This is a genomic window from Pseudomonas sp. FG43 (assembly GCF_057809175.1).
Genome location: NZ_JBMDJL010000025.1, coordinates 1 through 24,675, shown reverse-complemented (window position 1 = coordinate 24,675; position 24,675 = coordinate 1). Strand labels below are relative to the sequence as shown.

19 protein-coding genes, 1 tRNA gene and 2 pseudogenes are annotated in these 24,675 nt (G+C 55.8%); 10 read left to right on the top strand and 12 right to left on the bottom strand.

The annotated features are described in order from the left end of the window. Positions 1-6: 6 nt before the first annotated feature. From ACODS3_RS23510 to ACODS3_RS23495, 4 genes are read right to left on the bottom strand one after another with little or no spacing between them, the layout of a single operon-like run. Positions 7-1,509 carry a CoA-acylating methylmalonate-semialdehyde dehydrogenase gene (locus ACODS3_RS23510; protein ID WP_489036527.1) on the bottom strand — a complete coding sequence of 501 codons (1,503 nt, stop codon included), beginning with the start codon at positions 1,507-1,509 and terminating at the stop codon, positions 7-9. Between the two features lie 26 nt (positions 1,510-1,535). Next, on the bottom strand, positions 1,536-2,345 hold the full coding sequence (iolB, locus tag ACODS3_RS23505) for a 5-deoxy-glucuronate isomerase (RefSeq protein WP_201020490.1): 810 nt from the start codon (positions 2,343-2,345) through the stop codon (positions 1,536-1,538). Between the two features lie 14 nt (positions 2,346-2,359). Beyond that, entirely contained in the window at positions 2,360-3,259 is a 900-nt protein-coding gene (gene iolE, locus ACODS3_RS23500) for a myo-inosose-2 dehydratase (protein WP_201020491.1), read from the bottom strand. Positions 3,260-3,305: 46 nt separating this feature from the next. Continuing rightward, complete coding sequence (locus ACODS3_RS23495) at positions 3,306-5,243, bottom strand: bifunctional 5-dehydro-2-deoxygluconokinase/5-dehydro-2-deoxyphosphogluconate aldolase (RefSeq protein WP_201020492.1); 1,938 nt, start codon at positions 5,241-5,243, stop codon at positions 3,306-3,308. 295 nt (positions 5,244-5,538) lie between these two features. Here ACODS3_RS23495 and ACODS3_RS23490 point away from each other — a divergent pair, with 295 nt between their 5' ends. The 3 genes and pseudogenes from ACODS3_RS23490 (at position 5,539) to ACODS3_RS23480 (ending at position 8,066) form a co-directional block, all read left to right on the top strand. Then, positions 5,539-6,447: a MurR/RpiR family transcriptional regulator gene (locus ACODS3_RS23490; protein ID WP_201006716.1), complete on the top strand. Its 909-nt coding sequence runs from the start codon at positions 5,539-5,541 to the stop codon at positions 6,445-6,447. Positions 6,448-6,746: 299 nt separating this feature from the next. After that, positions 6,747-7,520 (top strand): annotated as a pseudogene (locus ACODS3_RS23485) (PAS domain-containing protein); the annotation flags it as partial. Positions 7,521-7,607: 87 nt separating this feature from the next. Further along, positions 7,608-8,066 (top strand): methyl-accepting chemotaxis protein, encoded by a 459-nt coding sequence (locus ACODS3_RS23480; protein ID WP_489036569.1) that lies wholly within the window; start codon positions 7,608-7,610, stop codon positions 8,064-8,066. 106 nt (positions 8,067-8,172) lie between these two features. On the opposite strand, the gene ACODS3_RS23475 is transcribed toward ACODS3_RS23480, so the two are convergent. Genes ACODS3_RS23475 through ACODS3_RS23465 form a run of 3 tightly spaced genes read right to left on the bottom strand, consistent with a single transcriptional unit; the run spans position 8,173 to position 11,110 of the window. Beyond that, on the bottom strand, positions 8,173-9,153 hold the full coding sequence (locus tag ACODS3_RS23475) for a lysylphosphatidylglycerol synthase domain-containing protein (protein WP_489036524.1): 981 nt from the start codon (positions 9,151-9,153) through the stop codon (positions 8,173-8,175). Beyond that, positions 9,150-10,412 carry a cardiolipin synthase ClsB gene (gene clsB / locus ACODS3_RS23470; protein ID WP_489036522.1) on the bottom strand — a complete coding sequence of 421 codons (1,263 nt, stop codon included), beginning with the start codon at positions 10,410-10,412 and terminating at the stop codon, positions 9,150-9,152. The genes ACODS3_RS23475 and clsB overlap by 4 nt, the downstream gene beginning before the upstream one ends. Continuing rightward, complete coding sequence (locus tag ACODS3_RS23465; RefSeq protein ID WP_404940692.1) at positions 10,409-11,110, bottom strand: endonuclease/exonuclease/phosphatase family protein; 702 nt, start codon at positions 11,108-11,110, stop codon at positions 10,409-10,411. The genes clsB and ACODS3_RS23465 overlap by 4 nt, the downstream gene beginning before the upstream one ends. A gap of 340 nt (positions 11,111-11,450) precedes the next feature. Here ACODS3_RS23465 and ACODS3_RS23460 point away from each other — a divergent pair, with 340 nt between their 5' ends. The 6 genes from ACODS3_RS23460 to ACODS3_RS23435 all read left to right on the top strand — a co-directional run bounded on the left by ACODS3_RS23460 (position 11,451) and on the right by ACODS3_RS23435 (position 16,512). Continuing rightward, positions 11,451-11,990 (top strand): cytochrome b, encoded by a 540-nt coding sequence (locus ACODS3_RS23460; protein WP_489036520.1) that lies wholly within the window; start codon positions 11,451-11,453, stop codon positions 11,988-11,990. Between the two features lie 69 nt (positions 11,991-12,059). Then, positions 12,060-14,234 carry a PA5441 family protein gene (locus ACODS3_RS23455; RefSeq protein WP_489036519.1) on the top strand — a complete coding sequence of 725 codons (2,175 nt, stop codon included), beginning with the start codon at positions 12,060-12,062 and terminating at the stop codon, positions 14,232-14,234. A gap of 6 nt (positions 14,235-14,240) precedes the next feature. Continuing rightward, a complete protein-coding gene (locus ACODS3_RS23450) occupies positions 14,241-14,954 on the top strand; it encodes a DUF3142 domain-containing protein (protein ID WP_489036517.1) in 714 nt (237 codons plus the stop codon). Between the two features lie 87 nt (positions 14,955-15,041). Further along, positions 15,042-15,791 carry a 3-oxoacyl-ACP reductase family protein gene (locus ACODS3_RS23445; protein WP_025259394.1) on the top strand — a complete coding sequence of 250 codons (750 nt, stop codon included), beginning with the start codon at positions 15,042-15,044 and terminating at the stop codon, positions 15,789-15,791. A 176-nt stretch (positions 15,792-15,967) separates the two neighbouring features. Continuing rightward, positions 15,968-16,057 (top strand) — tRNA-Ser (locus tag ACODS3_RS23440). Positions 16,058-16,143: 86 nt separating this feature from the next. Continuing rightward, positions 16,144-16,512 (top strand): c-type cytochrome, encoded by a 369-nt coding sequence (locus tag ACODS3_RS23435; RefSeq protein ID WP_489036515.1) that lies wholly within the window; start codon positions 16,144-16,146, stop codon positions 16,510-16,512. Positions 16,513-16,604: 92 nt separating this feature from the next. On the opposite strand, the gene ACODS3_RS23430 is transcribed toward ACODS3_RS23435, so the two are convergent. Further along, positions 16,605-16,769, bottom strand: coding sequence for a DUF6021 family protein (locus tag ACODS3_RS23430; protein ID WP_038399780.1), 165 nt, complete (start codon positions 16,767-16,769; stop codon positions 16,605-16,607). 139 nt (positions 16,770-16,908) lie between these two features. Between ACODS3_RS23430 and ACODS3_RS23425 the strand changes: the two genes are divergently transcribed. Then, positions 16,909-17,313 carry a DUF4124 domain-containing protein gene (locus ACODS3_RS23425; RefSeq protein WP_489036512.1) on the top strand — a complete coding sequence of 135 codons (405 nt, stop codon included), beginning with the start codon at positions 16,909-16,911 and terminating at the stop codon, positions 17,311-17,313. Between the two features lie 154 nt (positions 17,314-17,467). Here ACODS3_RS23425 and ACODS3_RS23420 read toward each other — a convergent pair whose 3' ends face one another. From ACODS3_RS23420 to ACODS3_RS23405, 4 genes and pseudogenes are all read right to left on the bottom strand, one after another. Beyond that, on the bottom strand, positions 17,468-18,031 hold the full coding sequence (locus ACODS3_RS23420; protein ID WP_489036511.1) for a hypothetical protein: 564 nt from the start codon (positions 18,029-18,031) through the stop codon (positions 17,468-17,470). A 179-nt stretch (positions 18,032-18,210) separates the two neighbouring features. Then, complete coding sequence (locus ACODS3_RS23415; RefSeq protein ID WP_489036509.1) at positions 18,211-18,537, bottom strand: hypothetical protein; 327 nt, start codon at positions 18,535-18,537, stop codon at positions 18,211-18,213. A 141-nt stretch (positions 18,538-18,678) separates the two neighbouring features. Continuing rightward, entirely contained in the window at positions 18,679-18,948 is a 270-nt protein-coding gene (locus ACODS3_RS23410; protein ID WP_489036507.1) for a hypothetical protein, read from the bottom strand. Next, positions 18,929-24,631 (bottom strand): annotated as a pseudogene (locus tag ACODS3_RS23405) (DUF637 domain-containing protein); the annotation flags it as partial. The pseudogene ACODS3_RS23405 and the gene ACODS3_RS23410, both read right to left, overlap by 20 nt. Positions 24,632-24,675: the final 44 nt, after the last annotated feature.

The window sequence follows — 24,675 nt, the reverse complement described above, 5'->3', positions numbered from 1 at the left end:
TGAAGGTTACTTGGCGGTTGGCATGCTGAATTCCGGGCCTTTGGCGATGCTGTCCGGCCAGCGTTGCATGACACTCTTGTAGCGGCTGTAGAAGCGCAGGCCTTCTTCGCCATAGGCATGGTGATCGCCGAACAGCGAACGCTTCCAGCCACCGAAAGAGTGCCAGGCCATCGGCACCGGAATCGGCACGTTGATGCCGACCATGCCGACCTTGATGGAGCGGGCAAAGGCACGGGCCACGCCGCCGTCGCTGGTGAAGCACGACACACCATTGCCGAACTCATGGGCATTGATCAGCGCCACGGCGCTGGCGAAATCCGGTACGTGGACGATACCCAGCACCGGACCGAAGATTTCTTCCTTGTAGATCTGCATCTGGGGCGTGACGTTATCGAACAGCGTTGCACCGACGAAGAACCCTTGCTCGGCACCTGGCACCTTGAAGTTGCGACCGTCGACAACAAGCTTCGCACCTTCCTTCACGCCCTGATCGATATAGCCCTCGACCTTGGCTTTGTGTACGGCAGTGACCAGCGGCCCCATATCCGAATCGGCCTGCATGCCATCACCGACCTTGAGCTGGTCGATGCGCGGCAGCAGTTTTTCGATCAGTTGCTGGCCGACATCGCCCACCACCACGGCAATGGAGATCGCCATGCAGCGCTCACCGGCCGAACCGTAGGCCGCGCCGATCAGAGCGTCAGCGGCCTGATCCAGATCGGCATCGGGCATCACGATCATATGGTTCTTGGCCCCGCCCAATGCCTGAACACGCTTGCCGTGGGCAGTGCCTTGCTGGTGGATGTACTCGGCAATCGGCGTCGACCCCACAAAGGAAATGGCCTCGATGCCCGGATGTTGCAGCAGGCCATCCACAGCTACCTTGTCGCCCTGCACGACGCTGAATACGCCGTCCGGCAAACCGGCTTCCTTCAGCAGACGCGCCATCAGCAGGCTCGCCGAAGGGTCACGTTCCGAAGGCTTGAGGATGAAACAGTTACCCGTGACCAAGGCCAGAGGAATCATCCACAGTGGCACCATCACCGGAAAGTTGAACGGCGTGACACCGGCACAGACGCCCAGTGGCTGACGCAGGTTCCAGTTGTCGATACCGCCGCCGATGTTGTCGCTGAAATCGCTTTTCAGCAGGCTCGGCGCACCGCAGGCGAACTCGACGATTTCAATGCCGCGAACGACTTCGCCACGGGCATCGGACAGCACCTTGCCGTGCTCGCGACAAATGATCTGCGCCAGCTCTTCGTGATGTTTATCCAGCAGTTCCTTGAACTTGAACATCACCCGCGCACGGCGCAGGGACGACTGGTCCGCCCAGGCGGGGAAAGCAGCCTGGGCCGAGGCGACCGCTTCGTCGATGGTCTTGAGGCTGGCCAGGGCAACCCGCGCCTGAACCTTGCCGCTGACCGGATTGAACACATCGCTGTAACGCTCGCCATCACCGTTATTCAACTGGCCGTTGATGTAATGGCCGATAACCGGGGACTCGCTCATCTGACTGACTCCAAATCGAAAGTGGTTTAAAGATCCAGCAACCAGCTGTGCTGCGGGTCGTTATTGAAATGCCAGGCGCGCGTCGGGCCTGCCATCACGTTCAGGTAATACGACTCGTAACCGTACGGCACGCTGACCGGGTGATAGCCTTTGGGCACGGTCACCAGATCGTTGTTTTCCACGGCCATGGCCTGATCGATGCTGCGATCGTCGGTGTACACCCGCTGGAAGACGAAACCCTGAGGCGGGTTGACCAGGTGGTAATAGGTTTCTTCGAGATAGCTCTCGTGGGGCAGGTTATCCATGTCGTGCTTGTGAGGCGGATAGCTGGAGGAGTGCCCGGACGGCGTGCGCACTTCAACCACCAGAAGCGAATGGGCCTGTTCCGTATCCGGCAGGATGTCGCAGACATAACGGGTATTGGCACCCTTGCCGCGAACGCTGCGTTTCATGCTGTCCGGCGTGATAAGGCGCGCCGAGCTTCGCCTGGAGCTGTCACCGGGCGCCTTGCAGACCGCCAGTTGCGCAGGCCCCAGTGCGGTGAAATGTGCCTGACTGTGGGGTGGCAGGTACACGGCGAAAGGCGACTTCTCTTCAAAGACCGAGTGCCGGTCGCCAATGTTTTCCCAACTGAAAGCGCCCTGCCCCAATGCCTCACCGCTCACACTTGCGTGCCCGGTGAGCAACACCACACACAGCTCATTGTCTTCGGCATTGAGGGACAGGCGCTCACCGGTTTCCAGACGGTAAGCGGCGAAGCCTACATACTCCAGCGCACCGTCCTGCAATTCGACGATGTCGCGTCCCTGGGCCTTGCTTTTAGTCAACAGATTCATTGTCCAATCCTCCGTTATCGAGCATCCACCAACAGTTGGCGCAGCGTGTCATAGCCTTTTTTGGCGTAGACATAACTGGGGGCAACAGCAGGGTCCTGCTCGGCTTCAACGACCAACCAGCCGTTGTAATCGGCTTGCAGCAATACCTTGAGCAGCGCCGAGAAATCGATGTCGCCATCGCCAGGCACAGTAAAGGTGCCGTTGACGATGCAGTCCGGGAAACTCCAGAGATTGTTGCGCGCCAGTTGCACAACCGGCTTGCGTACATCCTTGAAGTGAACATGACAGACGCGGTCGATATGTTTGCTCAGCACCTGCAAAGGCTCGCCGCCGCCCATGTAGCAATGGCCCGAATCGAACAGCAGGCCAACTTCAGGGCCGGTCAATGCCATCAGGCGATCAATGTCCTGAGGCGACTCGACGTAGGCGCCCATGTGATGGTGATAAGCCAGACGCACACCCTGGGAAAGCGTGAAGCGCGCCAGCTCCGTGAGTTTGTCGGCATACTCGCGCCAGGCCGCATCAGTGTGAAAGCGAGGGCGTTCGACAAGGGGAATACGCTGCCCCTGAATGGAATCGGCAACTTCACCATACACCAGCACCGAAGCACCGTTTTGCGACAGCAGTTGTACATGGGAGGTAATGGCTTCGATTTCCTCGGCCACCGAGCGCCGCGCCAGACGACTGGAATACCAGCCTGACACCAGCGCCAGACCGTAAGGGCGCAACACATCGCCCACGCCCTTGGCGTCCTTGGGAAACTTGCCGTTGAGTTCGAAACCTTCGTAGCCGATCTCCTTGCCCTCGCTCAAGGCCGTGCTCAACGGCGTTTCGCCGCCCAGCGCCGGCAAATCGTCGTTGCTCCAGGAAATCGGATTGATGCCGATGCGGATATTGGATGCGGAAACAGACATGGCTGCACCTTTTCTTGTTGTTATCACTGCGTCAATGACGATGGGGTCAGGCGCGGGCTTCGCGCCAGGACTCGATCAACCAGATAAACGTACCCTGCACCTGATTTATCAGGGTCGCGTCGTCGATTTCACCGTTCATCCAGGCACGACTCGGCTCTCTGAAAATCGTCCGGCCAACGGCAAATCCCTTGCAGGTCGTGCTGCGACGCGCCTGGGCAAAACCGACGGCAAGCTGTTCGACCGGAGCATTGAGCCCCAGCAGCACCACGCCACGGCAATACGGGTCACGTTCCTGAATCAAGGCATCCAGTTGCTGCCAGACTTCGGCACTCTGCGCTTCGATCTTCCACCACGCAGGATAGATGCCCAGGTTGTACAAACGCTTCAGGGCGCGGTACATCACATCCGGATGAGTCGACGGGTGGTCCTTGGGCGGGATGATTTCCAGCAGCAACTCATGACCACTGACTTGCGACGCTTCGTACAGCCCCTTGATCTGGGCTTCCTGCTCCAGGCGCAGAAGCGGCTCATCGTCAGGGTGATACTGAACCAGACACTTGATGATCTGCTCCTGAGGCCAGCTCAGCAGATTGCTGCCAATGGAACGGCCATGCTCGAACGCCAACGGCCTGGAACCCTGCACCTCCACTGGTCGGGCAACCCACCAGTCGCGACCGGTGGCAGCATTGAGGGAGTCCTGACCGAATCGCTGGTCGGCAAGCAGGCCGACATCAGCGTCGATACCACGCTTGCGCAGGTCGGCTTCGACACGATCGACAGCGGTTATAAAGAGCTGTTTGAGCTGACTGATGCTGCCGGGATCGCGGCCGGCCTGCTGGGCAAGCTCCACCAGTTGCCCGCGATGATCGAAGGCAAAGATGAAGAGCTGCTTCCATTGTTTGCGCGGCACACTGACCTGATGCAGGCGTTGCAGAGCAACGTCGCGATCCGGCCGGGTGATCGGCACCGGGCTGTTGAACAGGTAATCCAGCTCCGCCGGTGTCGGCATGGCCGGAGCGCAGGCATGACGCGAAACCACCAGTCCGCCACAGGCATTGGCCAACTGGCAGCAACGCTCGTCGCTGGCGTCCTTGAGCCAGCCACTGAGGTAGCCGGACATGAAGGCGTCTCCAGCCCCCAGCACATTGAGCACTTCGACCCGAACGCCAGGGTAAATGGCGCCGTCTTCGAGCCGGGCCGGGATAGCACCGTGAATCACGGTGCAGCCTTGCGGCCCGAGCTTGACCACCAGGGTTGCAGCGGTCAGCTCACGCACCACCCGCAATGCACCGAGCAGGTCCTGGGTTCCGCCCGCGATAAGAAACTCTTCTTCCGTGCCGACGATCAGGTCAAAACGCGGCAGGATGCGCTGCACATGCTGGCTGACGTGCTGGTTGGCAACAAAACGGGTTTCGCCATCGGCCTTGCCAGCCAAACCCCACAAGACAGGCCGGTAGTCGATATCCAGAACTCGTTTGACGTTGTGCTTTTCAGCGTAATCCAGCGCCTGGCTGCTAGCCTTGAAGACTTGTTCAGTCGAGAAATGCGTGCCTGTAATCAGCAGAGCCTTGCTGGAGGCAATCTGTGCTTCGTCGATATCCTCGGCGCGAAGGGCCATGTCGGCGCAGTTTTCGCGATAGAACACCAACGGAAATGTTTCACGATCTTTCAGGCCCAGCAGCACCATGGCCGTCAGGCGCTCGGGATCACGCTTGATCGCGCTGACATCACAACCTTCACGAGCCAGTGCTTCAACGAGAAAACGCCCCATGTGATCATCGCCAACGCGGCTTAGCATGGCCGACTTAAGACCCAGACGGGCCGTGCCGAAGGCGATGTTCGCCGACGAACCACCCAGGTACTTGGCAAAGCTTGAGACATCTTCCAGCCGCGCTCCAACCTGCTGCGCGTAGAGATCGACGCCAAGGCGTCCGAGGCAGATCAGATCCAACTGACGCCCACTGACAAAGCGAGTCTGGCCCATGGTGGCTCCTGTTATTTTTATCAGCCTGCATGTCACGCAGCCGGTGCGTGAAATGCCTTTGGTGAGACAGAGCGTAAAACGTCCGGCAGCATCAATCAATAATTATTCTATAATTTTTTAAAGTGGAATATTTTTTCCAAGACGGGATGCATGGAGTGCTGGCACACTTGGCAAGCAGGTGAGATATAGTTCAAGGCTCTGTACGAAAGCAGCCAGATCAATGCGCAATCAACGACACTCGGCAATTTTCGTACAACGCCTGGCGCCCTAAAGAACAAGCAAAAAGGATTGAAATATGAACAGCACCGAGCAGCCTTCCCTGCCCGACACAGGCCTCGATACGCCACCGACCAGTGCCGAAGGTCTGCTGCGGCTGATCACCAATGAATATGACAGCCTGCCACGTCAGCTCAAACGTATTGCCAGCTACATGAGCCAGCAGAGCGACAGGATCATGGTCGATCGCATCAGCGATATCGCCCGTGAATGTGAGGTTCATCCTTCAGCCATCGTGCGCTTCTCGCAGCGCTTCGGCTTCAGCGGCTTCAGCGAAATGCAGGCGCTGTTCCGCGAGGCTTACACCCACAAGACCACGCCGGTACAGAATTACCAGCAACGCATTCGCAACATGATTGCCAACAAGTCGCAGAAAGCCCGCGGCGGCGATCTGGCCCGTGAATGTGTGAATGCCACCCTGTCGGGCCTGGAGCGCCTGGGCGCGGACCTGGACGACGACGAATTCGAGAAGGCCGTGGATCTGGTGGTCAACGCCGACAATATCTACGTGGTAGGCGTGCGACGCTCGTTCGCCGTGGCCGATTATCTGGTCTACAACCTGCAACACACCAACAAGCGCATTCACCTGATCTCGGGGCTGGGCGGCAGTTACCGGGAACAGATGCGCAGCGTGCGCGCCAATGATCTGGTCATCGCCATCAGCTTCACGCCCTACGGCAAGGAAACCCAGCATTGCCTGCGTATCGCCCAGCACAATCAGGCCAAGACGCTGATCATCACTGACAGCAACCTCTCACCTTTGGCCAAGCGGGCCAATTCGGTGCTGTTGGTCAATGAAGGCAGCTCGTTCGCCTTCCGCTCGTTGAGCGCCACACTCTGCCTGTGCCAGGCGCTGTTTATCGCCGTGGCCTATCGCCTGGAATTGAAGGTGGACGAAATTCATGAACAGGCAGGTTTCGAGGACTGAGGCAATATTTCAGGGCGCAGCCTTTATTAGAGAGGCTGCCAGTTATTTGATTGGCGTCAAAAACATGAATACATTCATTTGAATAAAACTTTTCAGTGATCCAACACAAAACAATGCTCGTATTAGCTACAAAGTTGAACATCATTATCATCTGGACGTTTTTTTCATAATCCGTTGTACAACCCCCCGAAGTGCCACCTATAGTGCCATCATCGCAGAAGGATACGCACGAGTGCCCTACGCACCAAAGGCCGAAGGACAGGAAACTTCATTGCAACTTCCTCCTGAGCCAAGCCACCATGCTATTTAACTCAAACAAAAAAGAACTGATCTCCCTCCAACAGACTATTGAGCAACAAGCCTGGCTGTTAAAAGCAATTGATCGCTCTATGGCAACCATCGAATTCGACCTGAATGGCATCGTGCTCAGTGCCAATGACAACTTCCTGAAAACCATGCATTACCGACGCGAAGATGTCGTAGGTAAAGAGCACCGGATATTCTGCCTGCCCGAATACGCGCGCAGTGCGGAATACAGTCAGTTGTGGTCACGCCTGCGCGCCGGAGAATTTGTATCCGCAACTTTCCGTCGGGTAGCAGGTAATGGTCAGACCGTATGGCTGGAAGCCAGTTATAACCCTGTCAAGGACGAGTCAGGCAAGACAGTGAAAATCGTCAAGTACGCGATGGATATCACGGCCAAGGTCCAGGCGGACAGCGAGGCGAAAAACAAGCTTCAGGCCCTTGATCGCGCCATGGCCGTGATCGAATTCGATCTGGAAGGCCGGATTCTGTGCGCCAACAGCAACCTGACCAACCTGATGGGCTACAGCGAGAAAGAACTGATCGGCAAGAATCACCGCCTGTTGTGCCCTCAGGAAATCAGTAGCAGCAGCGAATATGTCGACTTCTGGAAGCGCCTTAACAAAGGCGAGTTTTTCAGCGGACAATTCAAGCGCGTCAACCGCCACGGTCATGTTCTTTGGCTGGAGGCCAGTTACAACCCGGTTTACGACACCGACGGGAAGCTCTGGAAGATCATCAAGTTCGCCTCGGACATCACCTCACGGGTCGAGCAGTATGAACGTGATGCCAACAGCGCAGCACAGGCCTATCACATATCGGTACAGACCCAGAAAGTCACCGAGCAGGGAACCCAGGTGATTCAGCAGGCCGCTACCGAAATGCGCCAGATCTCGGTGAACATCGAGGACTCGTCGCGCATCATCACGCAACTGGGCGAACGCTCAGAGCAGATCACCACCATCGTCAACACCATCCGCAGCATTGCCGAACAGACCAATCTGCTGGCACTGAACGCTGCAATCGAAGCGGCTCGTGCGGGCGATCAGGGTCGTGGTTTTGCGGTGGTGGCCGATGAGGTTCGCCAACTGGCAGGACGCACCAGCCGCTCCACAGCCGAAATCTCGGAGATGATCGGCGTGATCCAGAACGAAACCCGCCAGGCCATCGACAGCATGGACAACACCCGCAACAACGCCGTCAAGGGTGTCGACCTGGCAGATCAGGCAGGCTCGGTGATCGTCCAGATCAGCGAAGGCACCAGCAATGCGGTCGATGCGGTCAAGATGTTTGCGCGCCAAGATATGGGACACTGATAGACAGCCGCTACTTCAAAACCATGCGAGGGGGCCTTGGCCGCGACAAGTTTCATCAGGCGCTTCGTCGCGGCCAAGGCCCCTCCCACGTCATGACAATGTGCTTTCACATCCGCGCTTGATTCTTTGCGCTGAGCTTCTTGGCCTTTTTCTCCAGCACCCCATAGACCAGCAACGCAATCAGCAAGGGCAACAGGAAGTAAATGGCCCGGTAGCCGATCAGACCGGCCAGCAGGCTGCCCTTGGAGAATTCCTGGGCCAGTAAAGTGATGAACACGGTTTCCAGCACCCCGAGCCCTGCCGGAATATGCGTGATGACGCCAGCAATGCTGCTGATCAGCAGCACACCCAGAATCGCCGGATAGAACGCATTGTCCGGTAGCAAGGTGTAAATCACCATCGCCATCAACGACCAGTTCAATGCTCCGAGACAGGCTTGCATCAAGGCCTGCCGGAGTGAAGGCAGGACGATTTCCTGGCCACGCAGGTTCCAGGAACGCCGCCTGGAAAAGCGGCACGCCAGCAGATAGGCAAAGCACAGCACCAGCAAGCCCACACCGATCAACTGCAAGGAAACCGTGCCAACCTCCCAGGCCTTGGGCAGTTTCGGAAACCCCATCGAGAACACGAACCCCGCCAGCAGCATATAACCCAGCCAGTTGGTAATCAGGCTGAAGCTCAGAATCCGGGTAATGGTCGGCACATCCAGCCCAAGACGCGAGTAAAGGCGATAGCGCAGGGCAATTCCGCCGACCCAGGAACTCAGGTTGAGGTTGAAGGCATAGCAGACGAAGGTCACCGGGACGACCTGCTGGATCGACAGTTTATGGCCCGTGTAATAACGCGCCAGAATGTCGAACCCGCAATACGTCAGGTAACTGGCCAGCGCCACCAGTACCGCAATACTCAGGGTGCTGGCCTTGTAGGATTGCAAGGCATGGCTGACTTCCTGCCAGTCGAGGTTCTTGACCAGCATGAACAACAACACCGGCACCGCAATGAAGAAAAACAGATTCAAGCCACGCTTGGCCCACTTCCATCGGGTTCCGTGACTGCTGCTCGATGATGCATAGGCGACCTGTGTCATGACGATTGCTCCCTGTCCGGCAAATCCTGGCTGACCTGCTGCTCGATGACCCGCGCCTCTGGCATTACATCCCCAGCCCTCAAGGGCTTGAGGCGCACACCATGGACGGGGAACAACCCGGCGATGGCCGGAAAGTGCCGCAGAAAGTGAAAACACAGAAAAATCATTGGCGCACGCCACCACTGGCCACGTGCCGCGCCCTTGAGGTTGATCTGGGTGCTGTGCTCGGCAGCCAGTTCGCGCAGATGCTCATGCAGATGTTGATTGAGGGCCGGGTCACGAATGAACAGATTGGCTTCCAGATTCAGCGCCAGGCTCAAGGGGTCCAGATTACTGGAGCCGATGGTGGACCATTCGCGGTCGATCAGCGCGACCTTGCCATGCAGCGCCCGCTGTTTGTATTCATGGATCACGACGCCATCGCGCAGCAGATAGGTGTAAGTCAGCCGTGAACAGACACGCACGAACGGCATGTCCGGTTGCCCTTGCAGAATCAGCGTGACCTTTACCCCGCGCCGCGATGCATTGCGCAGCTCTCGCAGAAAGCGATAGCTGGGGAAAAAGTAGGCATTGGCAATGGTGATTCGCTGGGTCGCACTCCGAATGGCCTTGAGGTATTGCTCCTCGATATCGGTGGTGTGATTACTGTTGTCACGTTCGGCCAGCAGCATCCGCGCACTGCCAGCGTATTTCAGCTTCAGGGGAATGGGTTTCAAGGTGGCACGGACCACCGGGTTGAGCATGTGCAGCGCGCTGCGATGGATATCGGCGAGAATCGGGCCACGCACCAATACGGCGTAGTCCTGTTTGGCCGTAAGCCCTGTGTCGGTCATGTGGTCGACGCTGTAGTTGATGCCACCGATGAACCCCAGTTCACCGTCGATCACCACCACCTTGCGGTGCAGGCGCCGGAACAGATTGGTACGCATGCCCATGAAGCGCGGACGCGGGTCGAACAACTGGATCTGGATGCCGGCATCGATCATGGTTTTGACGAATTCGGAACTCAAATCCGAAGTGCCGTAGTCGTCCACCGTGACCACCACCCGCGCACCATTGCCCGCGGCTTCGATCAAGGCCTGCTGCAAGCCCTTGCCGATACGGTCCTCGAAAATGATGAACGTCTCGACCAGCACTTCCTTGCGAGCCGCACGGATACACTCGAAAACACGGGAAAAGAAATCCTCCCCGTTGATCAGCAACTCGACACAATTACCGTCGCGCCACTGCCCTCGCTGCTCCCTGGCATCGTTGTTCATAAGGTCACCTCCACCGCCAAGGGTGCATGATCGGAAAGATGGGACCACGGCCGGTTGGACAGCACTTTGGGCCTGTGGCTCGTCGCGTTGCGTACATAAATCCGATCCAGCCTCAACAGCGGCCAGCGGGCTGGAAAGCTCTTGGCCGGCGCGCCAAAACGCTCGACAAAGACTTCATGCAGCCCTGTGCCTTCAAGCAACGCATCGGCACGCAAGCGCCAATCGTTGAAATCGCCGGCAACGATCACCGGCACACCGGCCGGCAGACGCTCCATCAACTCGGCCAAAAGCTTGAGCTGTTGCCGCCGATGGCTCTCGAACAGCCCCAGATGCACACAGACCGCATGAACCTGCCCGTAATGCGGGACTTCAAGAATGCAGTGCAGCAACCCGCGCTCTTCAGTACCGTGAATGGAGATATCTAGGTTTTCGTGCTGAACGATGGGGTATTTGGACAGCAACGCATTACCGTGATGCCCTTCCGGGTACACCGCGTTGCGCCCGTAGGCAAAGTCCTTCCACATGCTGTCGGCAAGAAACTCGTACTGCGAAATCGTCGGCCAGTCCTTGATGCGCCGGGCATGACTGTTGTGTTCGCCATGGACTTCCTGCAGGAACACGATATCGGCGGACACAGTGCGCACCGCCTCACGCAGCTCCGGCAGAATGAAACGGCGGTTGAAGATGCCGAAACCCATATGCATGTTCATGGTCAGCACATTCAATGAAATGTTCGCTGATACCGGCGTTATGTTGCCCAAGGGGGGACTGGGACTGGCACTGGTCAAGGCTCGCTCCTTCACGACATTCAAGTCATATGAAGCCGGACGAATGCACAGGTTCCGTCGTTTGTCGAACAGGCAGCCGCAGATTCAACTATCTGCCAAAGACGCAATCGAACATGGACCTCTCCCATGCTTTCAAGGCATGAGGTTTACTTAATGCACAACTAGCCGAAACAGTGTCTGAAGCAGGCTTTCTGAAACCGCCTAAGCTATTCAAGATCAGCCTTGAGACAACATGACAAGGATACCGGCAGTGGATTCACCGTCTTCTGAAAGCTATACCTACCGGGCCAAATGGCTGCATTGGGCCATGGCCGTCCTGATCGTGCTGGCTTATGCCTTGATTCTCAGCCGTACCCAGTTCGGTAAGGGATCGGAATACCGAGTATTCGTCGTCCAGAGCCATTTCTGGGTTGGCATCGCGATATTGGCCCTGGCATTCTTTCGCGTTGCAGAACGCCGTCGCCATCGACCACCGGGTATTATCCCGCCGCTTGAAGGCGTGCTGCGCCTCGCGGCAACCGTGTCGCACTACGCCCTGTATGCATTCCTGTTCGCCCAGCCTGTGCTCGGTCTACTCACGGTCGTGGTTGAAAAAGGCGCGTTGCCGATCCCGCTGACAGATGTGCTGATCCCCTGGCCATTCCCTACTTCGGGCCGTGTAGCCGAGCAGTTCGAGGACCTGCACAAGTTGCTGGCCTCGATCTTTTATTACGTGATCGGGCTGCATGCGACAGCTGCGATCTGGCATCACTTCGTGCGCAAGGACAATACGCTCAAGCGGATGCTGTAGGAGAGGATTAATTGGCCTGTGCAGACTGTATGATTGCCAGCGTTCACTCCCATGGATCAAGGACACCCCATGCGCACCCGGCTGTTGACTGCTCTGGCCCTTGCTGTCGGCTCTGTTTTTTGCACTCAGGTTCAAGCCAGCGGCGATGATTCCTGCTACCCGAACTGGACAATCCTCAAGGAGCGTCTGGATGTCTGCAGCAATCTGGCTTTCCTCAGCCCCGGTAACGACAGTCAGGTCAATCTGCGCTTGCTGCTGGCCGATCAGGGTGCGCTGGCGCTGCAACCCCACGCACTGAACAGCGACGATCTGGCGCAGGGTTATGGCCCGGTGCCCTTCCCTCTTTATCGTCTGGGCGCGATCAAAGTCCGGGACGAAGCTGAATCCCCGGAGCAGCCTGTCAGCGCGGCCTTGATTCCATTGCTGGAAAAACTGGGTATCAAGCACGAAGTTACCGAAACCGCTGGTGATGCGTTCCTGCAAGGAGAAGGCAGCCGCTGCCGCAGCAATGCGCAAACCAGCGCTACGGCCTTTATCGAGCAGTTGGTCGCCAGCCCTGCGTTGAACGACAGCGAACGCCGCTCGCTGGCCAATGCCCGCCTGCAATTGCTGACAGTGTGCGGCTGGGACGCCAGCCAGCAGGTCAGCAAGATCCCCGCAGATCTACCGTCCTCGACCGGCAAGGCATTCGCCACGTATCTGCGAGCCGCCAGCGACTTTTACAGCGGCCGTTTTGCCGAGGCATCGACAGGCTTTGCTGCCCTTGCCGAAAGCCCGCAGCCCTGGCTCAAGCAGACCGCGCTGTACATGAGCGCACGCACAGCGTTGAACGATGCCCAGCAAAACGCTTTCAATGAATATGGCGAACGCTCTGCCGAGCAACTGGACAAAGCTGCGCTGCAACGGGCCGAAAGCGGCTTCGAGCGGTATCTGCAAGCCTATCCTCAAGGCGAATACGCCGCTTCGGCTCAAGGCTTGCTGAGGCGCGTTCACTGGCTGGCCAATGATTCCGACAAACTCGCCAGGGATTTCGCCCTGCAACTGACTCAAACCAGCGATGCGCAACGCAACGTTTCTCTGGATGAACTGGTGAGCGAGGTGGATACCAAGCTGCTGACGGTCAACCGGCAGGCGGTGCAGACGCCTTTGCTGATGGCCATCAATGACCTGATGTGGATGCGGGAAAAGTCGACCCCGAAACTGACCGAAGCAGACCTGCAAGCGCAGAAACCGATCTTTGCCGAACAGCCTGCCCTGTATGAGTACTTGCAGGCTGCATTTGCCTTCTATGTCGAAGATAACCCGGCAAAAGCCCTGACACTGCTGCCGAGCGAACCACCGGCCACGCTCGACTACCTGAGCTTCAGCCAGCAGATGCTGCGCGGCCTGGCACTGCAAGCCCGCCAGGACTGGAAAGCCGCACAGGCCTTGTGGGAGCACCTGCTGCCGCTGGCCAAACAGCCGCTGCAACGCGAACAACTGGAACTGGCTCTGGCCATGAGTTACGAGCGAGACGAGCAATTATCCCGAGTCTTCGCAGCGGACTCTTCGATCCAGTCGCAACAGGTACGTTACACCCTGCTCAGACATGTAGCCGATGCCGATCTACTGCGCCAACAGACCACCCAGGGCCCGGACGCCACCGAGCGCAATACCGCGCTGTTCGTCCTGCTTTACAAGGACCTGTTGCGCAGCCGCTATGCCGACTTTGCCGAGGACTTCAAACGTTTGCCAGCCACGCTTCCCGACGAGAAACTGGGTTACAGCCTGGGTTATGTGTATGAAAAGGGACCCGAACTTGCCCTCTTCCACTGGCAAGGCGACAAGGCCCAGTCCGGCTACACCTGCCCGGACATCGCCCAGACAGCCGCGGTCTTGCAGGCTGACAGCAAGAGCCCGCAAGGCCTGAACTGCCTGGGCGAGTTCATGCTGCGCAACCAGCTGGACAGCATGCCGCTGGACCAGAAGCGTCACGCCGACAGCCTGGGCGGTACCGCGCCGGGGTTTGCCGGTGAGGCCTTCTCCCGACTCGAAGGCTACAAGCAGGTCATCGCCAACCCCAAGGCACCACGCGACGACAAAGCCTACGCGCTGTTTCGTGCAATCAACTGCTATGCGCCCTCGGGCTATAACAGTTGTAACGGCAAGGATGTCGAACCCGCTGTACGCAAGGCCTGGTTCAAGCAATTGAAAGGCGAATTCGCCGATACCCGCTGGAGCAAATCGCTGCAGTACTACTGGTAAATCGCGATGCGTTTATGGCGTTTTCTGACGCTGCTCTGGCTGCTTGGCCCGCTGCATGCCTGGGCAGCGGTGGATGCCTCGGATTACGATGCTTTCTGGCTATGGGGCGGCGTGACCTCGCAGCCAGTACTGGCAAAAGCCAAGACGCTGTACGTGCTGCAAGGCCAGATCAGCACCTCACGCCGCGACCCGCAACAGCGGGTCAACTTCATCGCACAGGGAATGGCCGTAACCCGACTGCCTCAGGAACAGCTCTGGGTGGTATATCGCGCCCATACCCTGCGCTGGCCAGAGCCGGTCTATCGCCAGTTGCTTGGCCAGGTCGAACGCTGGAGACAGACAGGCAATACCCTGGTCGGCATCCAGATCGATTTCGATGCCCGCACCCGCTACCTGAATGAATACGTCGACTTTCTGCGCGACCTGCGCCGCCGTCTGCCACCCGAATACCGCCTGAGTATCACCGGCCTCATGGACTGGAGCAGCAACGCCGACGCCCGCTTCATCGGCGACCTCAAAGGCGTGATCGACGAAGTGGTGGTGCAAACCTATCAGGGCCGCCACAGCATCCCCGACTACGCCGCCTACCTGCCACGCCTGAACCGCCTGGGCCTGCCGTTCAAGATCGGCCTGATTCAGGGCGGCGAATGGCAGGCGCCGGGGTATCTGCAAGACAACGAGTGGTTCAGGGGGTATGTGGTTTTCTTGCAGAATCGATAATGCGATAGCTCCTGCAAGATGAGGGTTCGGGGACTACGCTGAAACCTCCACCCTATCTCCCACGTTGCACAGGATCAGGAGAACATCATGACTCAGCATGCAAGCCTCGCCGGTAAAGTCGCACTCGTTCAGGGCGGCTCACGCGGTATCGGTGCCGCTATCGTCAGACGCCTGGCCAAGGAAGGCGCGGCCGTTGCCTTCACTTACGTCAATTCCGAGATCAATGCACTCGACTTGCAGGACAGCATCGGCGCCAACGGCGGCAAGGCACTGGCCATTCGTGCCGACAGCGCCGATGCCACCGCCATTCGCCACGCCGTAGAGACCACCGCCGAAACCTTTGGTGGCCTGGATATTCTGGTCAACAATGCGGGCGTGCTGGCCGTAGGCCCGCTGGATGAGTTCAGCCTGGAAGACTTCGACAGAATCCTGGCCATCAACGTGCGCGGCGTGTTCATTGCCACTCAGGAGGCGGCCCGCCATATGAGCGAAGGTGGCCGCATCATCAATATCGGCAGCACCAATGCCGACCGCATGCCTTTCGCTGGCGGTGCGCCTTATGCCATGAGCAAGTCTGCACTGGTGGGCCTGACCAAAGGCCTGGCCCGTGATCTCGGCCCGCAGGGCATTACCGTCAATAACGTACAGCCAGGCCCGGTGGATACCGACATGAACCCGGCCCATGGCGAATTCGCTGAAAGCCTCATGGGTTTCATGGCCATCCCGCGTTATGGCAAGAGTGAAGAAATCGCCAGTTTCGTCGCCTACCTTGCTGGCCCGGAGACGGGCTATATCACCGGTGCCAGCCTGACCATCGACGGCGGCTTCAGCGCCTGACCCGGTCCGTAACACATCCACCTCATCGTCCCCTCGCCAGGCAAGGAGGCCGGGGATGAACCTGAAAGCTGCACTTTTTGCTTAACCGCATGAAAATTCTGAAAAAAAGTTTGCGTTCAGAAAACGTTTCGACTACATTAGCGCGCCTCGACAGACACAACAGTCTGAAGAGATACGGTGAAGTGTCCGAGTGGCTTAAGGAGCACGCCTGGAAAGTGTGTATACAAGAAATTGTATCGAGAGTTCGAATCTCTCCTTCACCGCCAAATTAGAAAAACGCGAAGCCCCTGAATTCACAGAATCTCAGGGGCTTCGTGGTTTTCGGCGTTTGAAAAATGTTCATGGGATGCACATGAAAAAGATCGTGCTACTGACACTGGCCTTGCTGGTCCAGACAACCGCCCAGGCTGCTGGCGATGCAGAAGCAGGCAAGGCGGTCTTTACCCGACTCTGCTCCGGCTGCCACAAGATCGGCCCCTCGGCGCGCAGCGCATTCGGCCCGCCTCTCAACGGCATCATCGATCGCCAGGCCGCACAATACCCAGACTACAAGTACACCCCCGAGATGCAGGCTTCCGGCATCATCTGGACCCGCGAAAAGCTCAGCGCCTTCATCAAGGACCCCAGCGAAATGGTCCCCGGCACCCGCATGAAACTCTGGTGGATGGGTAACGATCAGCGCATGGAAGACCTGCTGGAGTATCTGGAAGCAAATAAGTAGCCCGCTTTTTGTGGGAGGCAGCTTGCTGGCGATGCCATGGAACAGCCGCCTCCCATCGACCTGCTTCACTGCCTAAAAGGGCGTGATTGACCTTACTTTTCCGGATTGTAAGGCGGGTAATCATCCTGAGTGCCCTTCTCCTTTGCCGGCGTCTTTGCAGGCTTTACAGGATCCATTTGCGGGTCTTCGGCATCGGGGGATTCTGTATTGAAATCCGGGTCGTCTGAGTTGCCAGTCTTCGAGTTATCGCCTGTCATGCCTACCTCCAGTCAGATCGGTTTGAGTCTGATACCTGAACGTCAGAAACCCACACCCCACAGGAGTGCGACGCAACAGACCAGCGGTAGCCGCAACCAGACGCAAATGCTAGCCTTGCGCCCTCAACGGAGAGACTTCATGAAATGGCCTTCACTGGCGCTGGCAGCCGCAGCGCTGAGCTTCAACGGCACTGCCCACAGCGAAATATTCAAATGCACCTCACCTGAAGGGCATGTGAGCTTCGCATCCATCCCGTGCGCTGAAGGCGACGTAAACAGCTCCCTACAAAGACAAGGCCCGCCCAAGATGCTGCGCCAGGGCGAACCCGTAGACCATGCCCACAAGGTCAACCTCAAAGCCACCGAATTTCTGAAAGTCAGCGGGCGGGCGAAGGTTACTGTCTACGAGACGGAAAGTTACAAGCAATACCAGCGAGACAGACCACCGCCACCGACTGCCGTGTCGCAGTGCAAGAGTCCGCTTTATAACAGCCAGTGTTTTGATCCGTCGGGTGGGCTGTCTTCGAAGAAGATGGGGAAATAGGATGTATGCAGTAAGTGAGCAAAAGTCCAATCCGTGGGAGGGGCCTTGGCCGCGACAATCTGCTCAGACGCTGAAAATCTGTTGCCTGGATTAAGCTTTCGCGAATAAATTTGCTCCAACCCCGGTAGGAGCGAATTCATTCGCGAAAGGAACGTTACCGTTTCACCTGAGGAATAATCAACGGTACATAGATAGGCCCGGCAGGCGCTGGAGGTTTTACTGCGCCGTCGTTCTCGACCACTTTCACGCCCTTGCTTCTGATCGCATCAAACAGACGCACAGTGGCCTCACCATCGATATAACCGCCCTCATCAATCATGGCGCTCAAGGCAAGCTGGCGTCGCTCTTCAGTCAACTGCACCTGTTTGTTCTTGAGAAACGAATAGAGCGACACCGTCCTGAGTGCAGCCAGATCGACACGGGCAATTTCCGTGTACTTCATCTGTTTGGCATCCCAGCCTTGCACATAAAGCCCGGTTGCGGTCAGGGCGTAGGTGCAGAAGTAATACGGGCCAGTGGTGGAACCGGGAGTGGAGACGATGACCGAGCAGCGTCCGTGCTGGGTGATTGGAGCGTTCAGGTCTGGGACGTCTTTGACGATTTGGGAAGGGAATTGTGTTCGGTCGTAGTAGATGGTGGCTTTGTCGTAGGAGGTGGTGTTGCAGGCTGATAGAAAAATTGCAAGAACAAGGGGAGACAGGGGTTTCAAAATATGCATTGGAAAGAGCCTTGAAGATTAAAAAATATAATTTAAAACCAAAATTCAATTAAACTGATCCTACAACCCAAGATTTTAACCTGAAATCAATACCCACCAACAACGAGACCATTACCAATCTCTCTGGCCAGACAAAAAACTCTTTATAGCACCCCACCACTTAACCATCCAATATAAAGTCAGCATAATCGATACTGGGGCACCAACCAAAAAAAAAACACATACTCCGACTCAGTCTGAAATACCAACGACACAAGCATGGACGCGATAATACCAAAGAAAGCACTCACGCCTAAAATCACCGAAAATAAAGCGATAAAAGCAAAAACGGCACCAACAAAACTATTCTTTCGTACTATCAACCTCATCACAAACCAGCCCCCCCCCCTGCCTGCCAAAAATTTAAAATACATAGTCATTGCCGTCCCGTAGGGTTTAGGAAAACTCCCATCTCCAGAGTCAATAAGCCCCTTACCAATATCAGAGACTTGGTTGTGTGCGGCCATCCGGTTAGGTATTCCAAGGATATCTATTTTCGCGACAGCTACGTTATCACTTCGCCACTAACCAGACGGCAATCCAGCTCGAACGTCCATCACCCGTTGGGTATATGACTCGAGAGAAACACTCGGGATTCCCCCCAATCATTACACCATATAACCCGCAGATCTCATCTGCGTAAGCACCGCCTCATCAAATTGTTGATCAGATATACCCCTAATCGATTTGGCACTCTTCCATTTCCATATTACAGGAAGAATTCTGCTATCCAAAAGATCAAACTCTTCCAAAAAAACATCTGCCAAAGCGTATTTATCTAAATCAGGAACAAACTCCAGCATCATATTCAACACAATGCTTGGCGACTTTCCGTCCAGTATTTGCGCTAGCAAATGTCTATTTTCCGAAAGTGACATAGGTAATTCCGCCAATAGTGTCAATTTTTTCGACCTTAGTATATCCGTATTTCTGGGATATTTGGCCTGTCCAAGTATTCAAAGCAGCATTTTCTTTTGACATTCCATTAGCAATATTCTGCAGATACTGAGCAGTGTTAACGCTGTCAGTACCCGTCTCCCAAGCCCCACGGATTTGATTGACCTGGATACCTTCATTGCCGAGGCGTTGCATTGCGCTGGCGAACATATCAGTGCCTGATGCATCGTAATAGGGATGATTCTGGGCTGCACGAATCTCAAATCCCAGCACTCCCGCTTTATCCACATTTACGACCAATCCTGCTACGCCCTCAGGATTGCCGTACCTAAGAGTAGTACCCCCATTGGACACACTCATCATAAAATCATTTGTGATATCTACTTTGGGAATGGGTGGCTCAATTCTCCCCAACTCTCCTTTTGCGCCTTGGCTTCCTTTGGCAACATCCGCACCAACAGCACGCGCCTCACCTCCAGTATAATTCTTCCAGTCTGGATGATAGGGGTCAAGCCTCATTTCATCCGAAATCGTTACGATGCCACGGGCAGAATCCTTTACACCAGTAACATACCTAGCCAAAGTTTCAAGAAGCTCGCTGGCTTCCTGGAACCTTCCTTCTTTAAGTAATTGTCGGCTCTTGGCAACCCCTAGAGATATAGCATCCCCAACTACCGGCACTAAGCCAATCGCTGCAAACATATAATCTAGCGAGTCTTTTGCTTCGGCAAAGGCCTTAGCATCTCCTACACCAGGAGTCAAGTCAGCCCCCAAAGATAGCATGCTTTTTGCAATGCTAGTAGAGATTTCCCTCATAAAAAAATCATCAAGTATCTTTATACTGCGTAATTCACCCTGAATCGTAAAATTCAATAACTCTGGATCACTCAGAGCCTGCCGTAACTGCCCTTGTGCTTCGGGAGTATTAATATTCCTCAACAAATCATATCGCGCTATCTGGGCCTCTATTCGTCCAGCAGTACAAGCAGGGCTTGATACTGCCCCATTACAAACAGACCAAAGTTCTTTATCGCGACTTAAATCCAACTCAATAAGCTCATCTCTACGCGCACAAGCTTTTTGATCTCCAGCCTTACAACCCTTTACAGCTTCAAAGCGCTCGTCATTCTCAGCATGATTTAAATAATTGTACTGCGTTGCATTCGCTGCCACTGCTGCTGCAATACCAACATCTGAATTATTAGCAGCAGCACCTAGCACGCCAACAATCTGTGACAAAGCCAACAAATTGGCCTTGGCCCGGTCATATTCAGCAGTGCCCTGCAGGAGATTTGCGGGCAGGAGTTTGTCCCCCAACAAACCCACCAGAACTTCGTTTGCCCCACCGGCCAGAGCGCCTGCGCGGAAGTCACCGCCCATAGCTTCGGCTAACAGGCCACCCAAACCAGCATGCAAAAGAATCTTGGCGATACTACCGTCAGCAAGAGGCAAGTCACCGATTTGTCCAGCAATTGTGGCACCGCCGATGCTAGCTGCCGTACCCGCTGCCGCGCTTACCAGATTGTCCGTGAAGCTCCCGCCATACACCGCTGTTTTAATCGTTGCATCGGCAACTGTTTTTATAGCGGCAGTTTTTACACTTGCGGTGGCCGGGTTGTAGCCAAGCTCGTTGGCCACTCCTGCGGTCGCGACTGCCACCGCGTACCCTTTAATGCTGTCTTTTGAGGTAACATCTTTCAGAACCTTCCCGAGGTTACCTCTGTTGTCAATCGTACTGACGGTTGCTTTTGTCGCGACACTGATGGCACCAGCCTGCGCCATCGTGGAAAAACTGGCCATCATTGGCCCCATGACAGCGGCCAAGGCAATTGCAATGATGATCTGCGAAGCAGGGCCCAATCCTGAGTTGCTGTACTTGAAGGACTCATGGATTTCCTTCACCTGCCGCCAATCCACATCTCCGCGCTTCTCGGCATCCTTGAGCCAAGCCAGTTGCGGGTCGGCCTGTACCATGGCATCAATGGTCTGACTGACGGTTTGCTGATCAATATGCTTAATATCAATTTTCAAACCATTGACGGCCTTGATACTCAGCTCGCCTTTGGCAACCATCTGCGTCTGACGTAAGGTTTCATCAGTCCTACCTTTACCTTTGGATGAGGTCCAAAAGGCGTCGTTATTACTCTTGGTATGACTCTCATCATGCAGGTCCTTCACCCCCTCAAAGGTGATACCGCCACCGCTGTCAATGGTCAGATCATTGCCACTGGTAAGCTTGGCCACCTGATACAACTGGTCGCCACCGCTCTCCAGCGTCAGGTCACCGCCGGAGGTGATTTCGCTGCCGACATTGCGGATGTCGGTTACTTCATCCCGCTTGGTTTTCTTTTTGCCCCAACTGCCTTTGCTCTTCTTGTCGTAGAGGTAGTAATCACTGTCCTGCGCGGCCAGGATGCTGAGGTTTTCGCCTGCCGAGAGGTTGGCGTTTTCGCCTGCGGTGATGCGGCTGGAGATGACGGCCAGGTCCTGGCCTGCGTTCAGGGCAATGCTGCCGCCAGCATTCAGGTCGGCGGAGACTTGTTTGACATGGTCGGTCTGGACGGTGAGTTTCTTGCTTCTGGACAGGGAGTGAGTTTCGTCTGCCGCCGAGCTGATGGTCATGTTCTCGGTCGCGGCCATGGCGATATCGCGTTTGACGTCGATTTCGCTGGCGACAACATTGATATCACGGCCTGACAGAGCCATCAGGTCACGGCCTACACTAACGCTGGAGCCCAGTTGCGTGATGCTGGACTGGGTGTTCGCGCCTTGTACCTTCGCTGTTTCGATTTGTGTCGCGCCGATATTCAGGTCACGACCGGCAATCAGGCTGAGATCGCGACCGGCCTGCAGGGTGCCACCGATACTCATTACATCGCGCCCGGCCTTGATGGTCAGATCGTTTGCAGATTCAACACGGGCAGCGCTGTCGGCAAAATCCTGATATCCCTCCGCGCCGACAGCGCGTGTCACTGTCCGCTCGTTGATGACATCCCCACGAGTGGCAGTCAGTGTTACATCACGGCCATACAGGATGCCGCCGGCCTTGTTGATCAGGTCGTTGCCTGCCAGCAGGTCAAGGCGATTACCCGCTTCGATCAGACCAACGTTAACCAGATTGTTGCCTGCCGTTGCCGACAGGTTATTGGTCGCACGCAATGTACCGACGTTATCGAGATCGTCACCTGCAATCAGCGTGACGTCGTTGCCGGCAATCAGCGCACCAGTCGGGCCAAGGCGGTTGTTGGCCTGGGCCAGGTACAGCACAGGTACCAGGACTTTTTCGCCATTCACCTCATGTTCTTCAAGCCACACGATGTCGTGAGTCAGGGCAGCCACTTGTTTTGAACTCAGCGATACGCCCACTGCCAGGTTCAGTTGCTCCTTGCTGGCGATGGCGTTGTTCATCAGGTACTTGAACTGGTCTTCGTTGGAGGTCTGCCCCGCCAAGAACGCCTGACCAGTACGGGCCACGACGGCTTGCTGGACGAGACGCTGTTCGTACAGGCCATCACCGAGACGTCTCGCACTGGCTTCCGGGTCGTAACCCAGATTGGCCAGCAGGTAGTCCGAGCTCATGAACTGGCGCAGTTCGGTCAGGACCGGGTTGGTTTCGATCAGGTATTTATGCGGGTTGGAAGGCGCGGCGGTGCCAGGCAAGGCCTGGACACGGGCGACCTGAGTGCTCGGCACAGCCGTCGGCGTGGTTGTGCCGTTCTGGGCCGTGGTGTTGTTGGAAGCCACAGGGGTAATGACGGGAACAGTTGTCGCCCCTTGACCGGGCAAGGGAACGGTACCGTTCTGGCCCTGAACCTGTGTCACGTCGGCAACCTGCGTCAGACCTGTGGACCCGGCGCTATGGCCAGTGAGCTGCAGGCGGGTTGCTGAATCGACAGGGGCGCTGGAGTCAAATGCGGAAGCGTTGGCACTCAGCCCCGAGTTCTGGCGGACCACATCAGCCAGTTGGCGAGTGGCCGCCGAAACCTGCCCGGCTGTCCCGAACTGAAGGGTTCTGGCCTGGGTATCGGAAACGGTTTGCTCGCGTTGGGCGACAGATACGCTGGCACTGCCAAGCGTCCAGTTTTGGGGCGCAGTGCTGGTTTGAGTGGCGGCGACGTTACTGCCGGTCTGGGCACTCAGACGGAACAGGCCGTTCTGGCCGGAGGGCAGGCTGAAGCCTGGCAGAGTAAGTGGGTTGACTTGTTGTTGGGACAAGTCGGGGGGCAACTGTGGATTAAGGTTTATAACGGTAGCTGTAGATACGCTAGGCAATGTCGTCTCAAACGACCTGCCATTTACATTAGAAACAAGTTGCCCTTCAAGAACAACACTATTGGTAAGATTTTTAGTAGCATTTATACTCACACTGCCGCCCGCTTGAACAACAGCATTGGCAGCTGAGGCTGTTCCCGGCTCAGTGATAATTCGGGCATCATAAAACGAAGCACTTGCTACAGCTTCCGGCAGTGCCGATGGCGCAGAAGGATTATATGCTGGCGATGGAGCAAAAGCTCCAGCCTGAGTTGCACTTATCACACCCAGATATCTTTTCCACCCAATGATAAATAGAGGATCTTTATTAGCAGAAATACCAAATTCAAACCGTATGGCAGATTCATTCCATTGACTATCCCAATAACGAATACTTCCTAGGCTTCCCGACCTATCCACAGTAACATTATACTCCGGATCATGTATAGAATTATAACTCATTATTGAACGCCAATAAGGCAACACGAAACCAGATCTATTATTATAAGGAAGCTCAAATGATTTCAATATCGAATAGGCACCCAAAGCAGCACCTTCATTAGTAAAGCTCATTAAGCCAGCACTAATATCCCCACCTGCAGAAATAACAGATGCATAATTCAGAAGAGCATTACCAGCAATATCCAAATTGCGACCTGATGATAAAGTAGACGAAGGAGAGTCCTCCTTTACTGTAGACTGATATTTTTCAAGTAGAACCATATGCCCCGCACCCGGCGATGACTCCCTCAGCCCTATAGCACCAGATACAAGCACAGAAGAAACATTGAAAAAATCTTTTCTATTTTCGATAGAAGCTGCATTCAGCCACATATCACCATCACTTTTTATATTTCCGGAAACGTTTTCCAGACTATCCGCCCAATTTGCCGAGCGGTCCTTAGCGACATACAAGCTCCCCATGCTGTAAATATCGCCATACCTATTAACAAACTCCCTACCTAGCAGGGACATATCGGAACCACTGAATATCAAGCCTCGATCGTTGAGCACTGATCCAGCACTTAAAATCAACCGATTATTACTGGCCAATGTTCCATAATTATTCAATTCACCTGCATTAATCGTCAGTTGTTCTACAGCACTCACTCTCCCTAGGTTAGTCAGTCCTCCACCTATATTGACTGTGCTGACACCGCCACCTGTCAGATACCCCTGACTCGCCAGATTCAGTTGTGCAGCACTGATGTCAAGAGAACCAAGACTGCTAGTACGCCCACCTCCCGCATACCCCCCGCTCAGGTTCATGCTCAGCGTCCCATCACTGGCAATCACCCCCTCATTCGTCCAGCTTCCGCCCGTGCCTACAAAGGCGCTCGAGGCCAGCAGTTGCCCGCTGGCAGTCTGGTTGAAGGTGCCGACGTTGACCGTCAGGCGCCCGGCCTGGATCACGCTGCTGTTGGTCCAGTTGTCCGCCGTGACGGTCAGGCCGCCGC

What these genes read in the sequence shown, in the direction of transcription:
- ACODS3_RS23510 (WP_489036527.1), bottom strand. Translation starts at nt 1,509, where the DNA reads ATGAGCGAGTCCCCGGTTATCGGCCATTACATCAACGGCCAGTTGAAT.
- iolB (WP_201020490.1), bottom strand. Translation starts at nt 2,345, where the DNA reads ATGAATCTGTTGACTAAAAGCAAGGCCCAGGGACGCGACATCGTCGAA.
- iolE (WP_201020491.1), bottom strand. Translation starts at nt 3,259, where the DNA reads ATGTCTGTTTCCGCATCCAATATCCGCATCGGCATCAATCCGATTTCC.
- ACODS3_RS23495 (WP_201020492.1), bottom strand. Translation starts at nt 5,243, where the DNA reads ATGGGCCAGACTCGCTTTGTCAGTGGGCGTCAGTTGGATCTGATCTGC.
- ACODS3_RS23490 (WP_201006716.1), top strand. Translation starts at nt 5,539, where the DNA reads ATGAACAGCACCGAGCAGCCTTCCCTGCCCGACACAGGCCTCGATACG.
- ACODS3_RS23475 (WP_489036524.1), bottom strand. Translation starts at nt 9,153, where the DNA reads ATGACACAGGTCGCCTATGCATCATCGAGCAGCAGTCACGGAACCCGA.
- clsB (WP_489036522.1), bottom strand. Translation starts at nt 10,412, where the DNA reads ATGAACAACGATGCCAGGGAGCAGCGAGGGCAGTGGCGCGACGGTAAT.
- ACODS3_RS23465 (WP_404940692.1), bottom strand. Translation starts at nt 11,110, where the DNA reads ATGGGTTTCGGCATCTTCAACCGCCGTTTCATTCTGCCGGAGCTGCGT.
- ACODS3_RS23455 (WP_489036519.1), top strand. Translation starts at nt 12,060, where the DNA reads ATGCGCACCCGGCTGTTGACTGCTCTGGCCCTTGCTGTCGGCTCTGTT.
- ACODS3_RS23450 (WP_489036517.1), top strand. Translation starts at nt 14,241, where the DNA reads ATGCGTTTATGGCGTTTTCTGACGCTGCTCTGGCTGCTTGGCCCGCTG.
- ACODS3_RS23445 (WP_025259394.1), top strand. Translation starts at nt 15,042, where the DNA reads ATGACTCAGCATGCAAGCCTCGCCGGTAAAGTCGCACTCGTTCAGGGC.
- ACODS3_RS23435 (WP_489036515.1), top strand. Translation starts at nt 16,144, where the DNA reads ATGAAAAAGATCGTGCTACTGACACTGGCCTTGCTGGTCCAGACAACC.
- ACODS3_RS23430 (WP_038399780.1), bottom strand. Translation starts at nt 16,769, where the DNA reads ATGACAGGCGATAACTCGAAGACTGGCAACTCAGACGACCCGGATTTC.
- ACODS3_RS23425 (WP_489036512.1), top strand. Translation starts at nt 16,909, where the DNA reads ATGAAATGGCCTTCACTGGCGCTGGCAGCCGCAGCGCTGAGCTTCAAC.
- ACODS3_RS23420 (WP_489036511.1), bottom strand. Translation starts at nt 18,031, where the DNA reads ATGCATATTTTGAAACCCCTGTCTCCCCTTGTTCTTGCAATTTTTCTA.
- ACODS3_RS23415 (WP_489036509.1), bottom strand. Translation starts at nt 18,537, where the DNA reads ATGGCCGCACACAACCAAGTCTCTGATATTGGTAAGGGGCTTATTGAC.
- ACODS3_RS23410 (WP_489036507.1), bottom strand. Translation starts at nt 18,948, where the DNA reads ATGTCACTTTCGGAAAATAGACATTTGCTAGCGCAAATACTGGACGGA.